The 6,395-nt window shown below is 70.6% G+C and carries 8 protein-coding genes; 4 read left to right on the top strand and 4 right to left on the bottom strand.

The annotated features are described in order from the left end of the window. Nucleotides 1-544, bottom strand: a 544-nt coding sequence (locus IEY58_RS28145; protein ID WP_189051482.1) for a hypothetical protein, incomplete at its 3' end; no start/stop codon positions are given. A gap of 188 nt (nt 545-732) precedes the next feature. Then, complete coding sequence (locus IEY58_RS28140; protein WP_189051481.1) at nt 733-1,398, bottom strand: GntR family transcriptional regulator; 666 nt, start codon at nt 1,396-1,398, stop codon at nt 733-735. Between the two features lie 129 nt (nt 1,399-1,527). Between IEY58_RS28140 and IEY58_RS28135 the strand changes: the two genes are divergently transcribed. Together IEY58_RS28135 and IEY58_RS28130 are read left to right on the top strand one after the other, a co-directional pair. After that, nucleotides 1,528-1,788, top strand: coding sequence for a hypothetical protein (locus tag IEY58_RS28135; protein WP_189051480.1), 261 nt, complete (start codon nt 1,528-1,530; stop codon nt 1,786-1,788). Nucleotides 1,789-1,811: 23 nt separating this feature from the next. Continuing rightward, entirely contained in the window at nt 1,812-2,525 is a 714-nt protein-coding gene (locus IEY58_RS28130) for a haloacid dehalogenase type II (protein WP_189051479.1), read from the top strand. Between the two features lie 4 nt (nt 2,526-2,529). Here IEY58_RS28130 and IEY58_RS28125 read toward each other — a convergent pair whose 3' ends face one another. Beyond that, nucleotides 2,530-2,760: a hypothetical protein gene (locus tag IEY58_RS28125; RefSeq protein WP_189051478.1), complete on the bottom strand. Its 231-nt coding sequence runs from the start codon at nt 2,758-2,760 to the stop codon at nt 2,530-2,532. A gap of 108 nt (nt 2,761-2,868) precedes the next feature. Here IEY58_RS28125 and IEY58_RS28120 point away from each other — a divergent pair, with 108 nt between their 5' ends. After that, nucleotides 2,869-3,756, top strand: coding sequence for a pirin family protein (locus IEY58_RS28120; RefSeq protein WP_229744000.1), 888 nt, complete (start codon nt 2,869-2,871; stop codon nt 3,754-3,756). 241 nt (nt 3,757-3,997) lie between these two features. Here IEY58_RS28120 and IEY58_RS28115 read toward each other — a convergent pair whose 3' ends face one another. Beyond that, complete coding sequence (locus IEY58_RS28115; protein ID WP_189051477.1) at nt 3,998-5,008, bottom strand: alpha/beta hydrolase; 1,011 nt, start codon at nt 5,006-5,008, stop codon at nt 3,998-4,000. A gap of 199 nt (nt 5,009-5,207) precedes the next feature. On the opposite strand from IEY58_RS28115, the gene IEY58_RS28110 reads away from it, so the two are divergent. Then, a complete protein-coding gene (locus tag IEY58_RS28110) occupies nt 5,208-6,389 on the top strand; it encodes a hypothetical protein (protein ID WP_189051476.1) in 1,182 nt (393 codons plus the stop codon). Nucleotides 6,390-6,395 lie beyond the last annotated feature (6 nt).

Here is a 6,395-nt window from a genome sequence, read left to right as displayed (position 1 = left end):
CGTGCCGCAACCGCATGCGCCGGGTCAGCCGGCACCGCAGCCCCATGGTCCGTCGCAGCCGGCGGTTGCCCAGCCGCAGGCCGTGCCGCAACCGCATGCGCCGGGTCAGCCAGCGCCGCAGTCCCATGGCCCGTCGCAGCCGGCCGTGGCGCAGCCCCAAGCCGTGCCGCAGCCGCATCCGCCGGGTCAGGCCGCGCCGCAGGGCGGTGCCGCCCAGCCGCATCCGGTGGCACAGCCGCCGGCCCAGCCGAGGCCGCAACCTCAACCCCAGCAGCAGCCTCACCCGCAGGCCCAGCCGCAGGCGCCGGCGCAGTTCCGGCCACAGCCCCAACCCCAGGCCCAGCCGCATCCCCAGGCCGTGCCGCAGCCGCATCCTCAGCCGGCTCCGCAGGTGCAGCACGTCCAGCCGCAGCCGGCGCCGCATGTCCAACCGCAACCGCAGCCGCACCCACAACCTCAGCCGCAGCCTCGCCCGCAACCGCAGCCTCATCCGCAACCGAAGCCGCAAGAGCATCAGGAGGAGAAGAACCCGACGGCGTTCCATCCGCCTGCTGCTCGGCCGCCGGCACAGCCGGCCCCGGCCCATGCGGCGCCGCGGCCGCCGGCGCCCGCGCATCAGCCGGAGCAAAAGGACAAGAACAAGCCTACCTGATCGCGGGCGGGCGCCATTCACCAAGACCAGTGGGGCCGGCGGAGCGATCCGCCGGCCCCTGCTGTTTCCGGCCGATCGCGCTATTCCGGCCGAGACCCGAGCCCGGCGAGCGCCGCCTCGGCGAGGCGACGGGCATGGGCGCGGCTCAGGGCCTCGGCCCGATCGGCGTCGCCCGCGGCGAGTGCGGCCACCAGGGCCGCATGGTCGTCGACATGCGCGTCGAGCTGCGCCGTCGTCCGGTGCCGGCTGCACATGGCCGCGACCTGGGCATAGATGCGGCCGAGCTGCTGCTCGATGACCGGGTTGCCGGCGGCCGCGGTGACGAGGCCGTGGAACCGCTGGGTCTCCTCGGGATAGCGGGCACGGTCGTCGGCGGCGAGAATGGCGCGCTGGGCCTCGAGCGACCGGCTGAGTGCAGTTAGCACCTCCGGCCGGATGCGCTCGGCAGCGAGCCGCGCCGCCATGCCTTCGAGCGCCTCGCGCGCCTCGAACAGGGCCTGCACCTTCTCCGCGGAAAAGCCGATCAGGAACACGCCCTGGCGCGGATGGACCTCGACGATGCCCTCGGCCTCCAGGCGCGCGATGGCGCTCCACACCGGCGACCGGCTGACGCCCAGTTCGCGCGTCAGCGCCTCGACGCTGATCTTGTCGCCCGGGGCATGCCGGCCGCCGTCGAGCAGCAGCGTGCGCACCGCCTGGTAGGCGGCATCGGCCAGCGTCGAGCGGCTGAGCTTGGCGGCTTCCATCGGCAAGGAACCTCGGCAGGCGGACGGATCGCGGCAGGCGATCCGAGAGTGCGGCGGATCCTGCCGCGGCTTGCGGAGTCGGGTCAAGTCTGATACGTGACATGAAACACGAATCATGTGAGAACGCTCATGACCCGTGCCTCGCTCGATGCCGCCGCTCAGCGGCTCAATCCATTCCTGGCGGTGATTGCGCTGGGCTTGCTTGTGGTGGATGGTTTACTGGGCCTGTCGCACGAGGCGTCGGTCCCGCCGCCGGCCCCGTCCCTGGCCTTGACCGGGCCAGTCACACTCGGGCCAGTCACACTCGGGCCGGCCACGCTCGCGCCGGCGAGCGCGGTCATGTCAGCGGAGACGGCGGCGGCGCTCGCCGACATGAAAGATCGCGATTAGGCCGGCGCACCAGGGAGGAACGGATGACGCCCGACGAGATCGACGCCCTGACGTTCGACGTGTTCGGCACTGTGGTCGATTGGCGCGGCGGCATTATCCGCGATGGGACGGCGCTCGGTGCCAAACATGGGCTCGCGGTCGATTGGGGCCACTTCGCCGATGCCTGGCGCGGGCTTTACCAGCCGCTGCTCGGCTCCGTGCGCGATGGCCGGCGGCCGTGGGTGCCGCTCGACCAGCTGCATCGCGAGGGGCTGCTGCAGGTACTGGCCCAGTTCGGCATCCATGGCCTCGACGAGGCCGAGATTGCCGATTTCGTCCGGGTGTGGCACCGGCTCGACCCCTGGCCGGACGCGGTGGCGGCACTGACCAGGCTGAAGCGGCGCTACGTGCTGGCGACGTTGTCGAACGGCAATGTCCGATTGACGGTCAATATGGCGAAACGGGCAGGCCTGCCTTGGGACGCGGTCCTGGGCGCCGAGGTCGCGCACGCCTACAAGCCCATGCCGGAGGCCTATCTCGCCACGGCCCGGCTGCTCGACGTGCCGCCGGGCCGCTGCCTCATGGTCGCGGCGCATTATTCGGATCTGGTGGCCGCGTGCGGCCAGGGCTTCCGCACCTGCTACGTCTGGCGCCGCGCCGAATACGGCACCGGCGAGAAGCACGACCTGCCGGACGACCATGGGCTCGACCTGGTGGTCGAGGATTTCGGCGAGCTCGCCGACCGGCTTGGCGTTTAGCGGTTCAACGGCGCGGGCGGTCGCCGTGCGTTGAGCTGGCGCCCGGCTTGGTGAGGGTGGCGAGCTCCGCCTCGAGTTCGGCGATCTTGGTCTTGATCGCCTGGCGCGTCACGTCCTGGGCGCGCGCCGGCAGCATCTCGAGCTGCTGCTTCAACTGGCGCAGCTGCTTCTGCTTTTCCTCGGGCGTGCGACGGATCGGGCGATTGCCGGTCAGCTGGTTGTCGAAGGCGCGCATGGGTAATCCCCCCTTTCCACGAAAGCGCGGGAGATTGCCCGCCACGGACCGAAGGTGCAACCTTATCGTAACCCGATGATCGACGTCTCCAGACGGAAGGACAATGTTATGAGCGGTTTGCTGGAGCCCGAGGGGCCGGTCGAGATGGTGATCCTGGGCCGCGCGCGCGACCTGGGCGGTTTCGAGGTCCGGCGCGTGCTGCCCTATGCGCAGCGGCGCATGGTCGGCCCGTTCATCTTCCTCGATCACATGGGGCCGGTCACGTTCGAGGCGCCAGCCGGCATCGACGTGCGCGCCCATCCGCATATCGGGCTTTCGACCGTGACCTATCTGTTCGACGGCGCGCTCATGCATCGCGATTCGCTCGGCACCGAGCTCGTGATCCAGCCGGGCGACGTCAACTGGATGACTGCCGGCAGCGGCATCGCGCATTCCGAACGGACGCCGGCCGAGCTCAGGCCGGACGGTGCCCGGCTGCACGGCATCCAGTCCTGGGTGGCACTGCCGGCAGCATTCGAGGAGCAGGTGCCGGCCTTCGCCCATCACGGGAAGGAAGCCTTGCCGGTCGTCGAGGGCGAGGGGCTCAAGGTCCGGCTCATCGCCGGCGCGCTTTACGGTGCGCGCTCGCCCGTCGCAACCGCCTCCGACCTGTTCCATGCCGACGTGGCGATGGCAACGGGTGCCAGGCTCGAGATCCCGGCGGACTGGATCGAGCGGGCGGCCTATCTGGTCGAAGGCGCCGTCACGGTCGGCGGCGAGCCGTTCGAGGCCGGTCAGATGATGGTGCTGAAGCCGGACGCCGAGATCGTGCTAACCGCGACGGCGCCGAGCCGGCTGATGCTGCTCGGCGGCGAGCCGCTCGAGGGCCCGCGCTACATCTGGTGGAACTTCGTTTCGAGCTCGAAGGAACGGCTTGAATGCGCCAAGGACGACTGGCGTGCCGGCCGGTTCGGTCCCGTGCCGGGCGAGGTCGATCCGCTGCCCCTGCCGGAATGAACCCGATCGGAAAGATCCGATCGAATTTATCCGATGGCCGGCCGCTTGGTTACGGCTCGTCAACAGACTGCAGGTAAGTTCCGTATCGAGGCGCCGTCCAGCGCCGGGAACATGAAGCACCTGCAGCCAGCACCTTCTCGCACCGCGCGCGTAGCACCTTTTCGCGCCCGGCAAGATCATTCGTTTAGACCTGAATTTTGCGACGGCGATCTATCGGATCGCCGTCACTTTATCGCGGCCCTCAGGCCGTGAGCGCCCGGGCCAGGAACGGCAGGCTTTCGTCCATGCGGTAGTCGACCGAGGAATGATCGTCGGGAAATTCCTCGTAGCGATGGGGGATGCCGCGCTGCTCCAGCTTCCGGTGCAGCTGTCGCGCGCCGAACACCAGGTTGAACTGGTCGTCCGAGCCGCAATCGATGAACAGGCCCTTGAGCGACCGGAGATTCTCGCCCAGCCGATCGACCATGACGACCGGATCCCAGGCGAGCCAATTGGCCCAGCGTGCCTCGATCCGCTCGCCGGTCTCGATGTCGAGCGGCAGGCGGATGCCCAGATAGGCCTCGGGGTCCGGGTCGTAGGTCGCTGCCATCGCCAGGATCATCAGCACCTTGAGATCGGCGTCGGCCGGCTTCGGCGCCGCGTCGAAATGGGTCATGAACTTCTCGATCGAGCGCTCGTGCTTGCCGAGCCGGCGGATCGTCTCGAACAGGTCGGCCAGATAGCAGAGCTCAAAGCCCATGTCGCCCGAATGGCACGCTGCCGCGGCCCAGGTGTCGGACCGGCGCAGCGCATGGACGATGGCGCCGTAGCCGCCCGAGCTCTTGCCGAAGAGGCCGCGCCGCCCGGCGCCGCCGCAGCCGAACCGGGCCTCGACCGCCGGCAGCATCTCGTCGATCAGGAAATCCTCCCAGCGGCCCATCGCGGCGCTGTTGATGTACTGGTTGCCGCCGAGCCGGGTGAAGCAGTCGGGAAAGGCGACTACGACCGGCGGCATGGCGCCCGTGCCGATCAGGCGGTCGAGCCGTTCCGGCACGTTCTCGCCGAAATTCTTCCAATTGATGTGCACGGGGCCGCCGGCGGTGTAGCCCACGATGTCGACCAGCAGCGGCAGGCCGCGCCCGTCGTGGCCGGCCGGGACATAGACCGGCACGGCCCGCGGCGTCGGGTCGCCGAGCAGGTTGCCGGCGAGCACGTCGCTCGCGACGGTCAGGGCATGGATCGTGCCGCGGGCGACGGACCGGTCTTTCAGCATGGGGGCTCCGGATCAGGGGGCGGAAGGTTCGCCATCCTGGGCCGATCGGGCGACGGCTGTCGACCCTACCCCGGCACCGATCGTGCCGCATCGGACCGTGATTGATGGCTACCGTTCAAGGGACGGTTAACCGGTCGCGCGCGATAATGCCCGATCCGGGATGGCGACATCCCTGAAGCTCCTTTGAGGACTCGTACCCATGTCGGGCAGACGTCTTCCAGGCGCCGGCGAGACATACGAGATCCTGGCGCTCCGTGACGGCCATTGGCAAGTCGCCATGGTCATGGCAGGCGAGGGCGCCCGGCCGGGCCGCGCGGCGCTCGCCCAGTTCGAGGCCAGGATCCGGCGCCTGGCGACCGCCCAGCTCGAGATCCAGGGCACCCGCTCGGTCAAGGTGGTGCGCGAGCGGCTCCGGCCCGACGGCTCGCTCGCGGTGAGCGAGTTCCTGTGCCTCGACGATGCCGGGACCGGCACGAAGATCATCGGCCTGGCGCCGATCCGCGACGGCGGCCCGCGCTGCGAGACGCCCGGCGACCTGCTGCAGCGGCCGGCCTGCCAGTTCATCGGCATGCTGCTGCGCGGGCTGCTCGACGTGCTGGGCGCCTCGCCGCTCGAACTCCTGACCGACGAAGGCTGGGCGCGCCGGCTGCAGGCGCACGAGGCGCTGCTGGCCTCGGCCGTGCGCAAGGTCGCAGCATTGCAGGCGACCGGCGACCCGAACGCCCGGGCTCAGACGCTCGAACGGCTGCTGGCCGAGCACCAGCGCAATGCGCGGGCGGCGGCGGCCTGGGTGCCGCGCCTGCCCGACCTGGATCCGGGCGGCCTCGACATGCTGCTGGCGCGCATCCGCGCGCTCGGCACGGTCGATCACGAGTTCCTGGCGCTGCGGGCGGTGGCACGCCATCTCGACGATGGGGCGGCCCCGATCACCAAGATCGCCCGGCTGCTCGATCTCCTGACGCCGGACCTGTCGCCGGCGGCGACGGCTCTCGTCGACCGGTTCCTCGCCGGCTTCCTCGATGCGCCGTCGACGGTCGAGGCCCTCGTCGGCGGCGAACCCGACCTGGGCGCGGCGCTCGTAGTCACTGCCGGCCTTGCGACCGGGGCCGCGCCCGGCACGGGCGGCGCGCTTGCCGCCCGCCTGGCTGAGCCGCTTGCCGCCGGCCAATTGCCGGATGCCCGCGGTGCCCTGTGGGACCGCGTCGCCGCCGGGCTCTTGAGCCATCGGCCGCTCGCGGCCGATGGGCGGGCAGCCTGGTCGGCGCTGCGGCGGCTGGAGCAGGAACTGGCTCCCCGCGCACCGGAATGCCGCCGTTGCCGCCTCGCCGCCGCGCTCGCTGCGCGCAAACTCGCGCTCGACCGCGCCGGCGGCCCGCAATAGCCGGGC

The sequence above is a fragment of the Aliidongia dinghuensis genome, assembly GCF_014643535.1.
Taxonomy (GTDB): Bacteria; Pseudomonadota; Alphaproteobacteria; order ATCC43930; family CGMCC-115725; genus Aliidongia; species Aliidongia dinghuensis.
The sequence above is the reverse complement of the archived record's forward strand: the minus strand, read 5'-3'. Positions and strand labels throughout refer to the sequence as shown.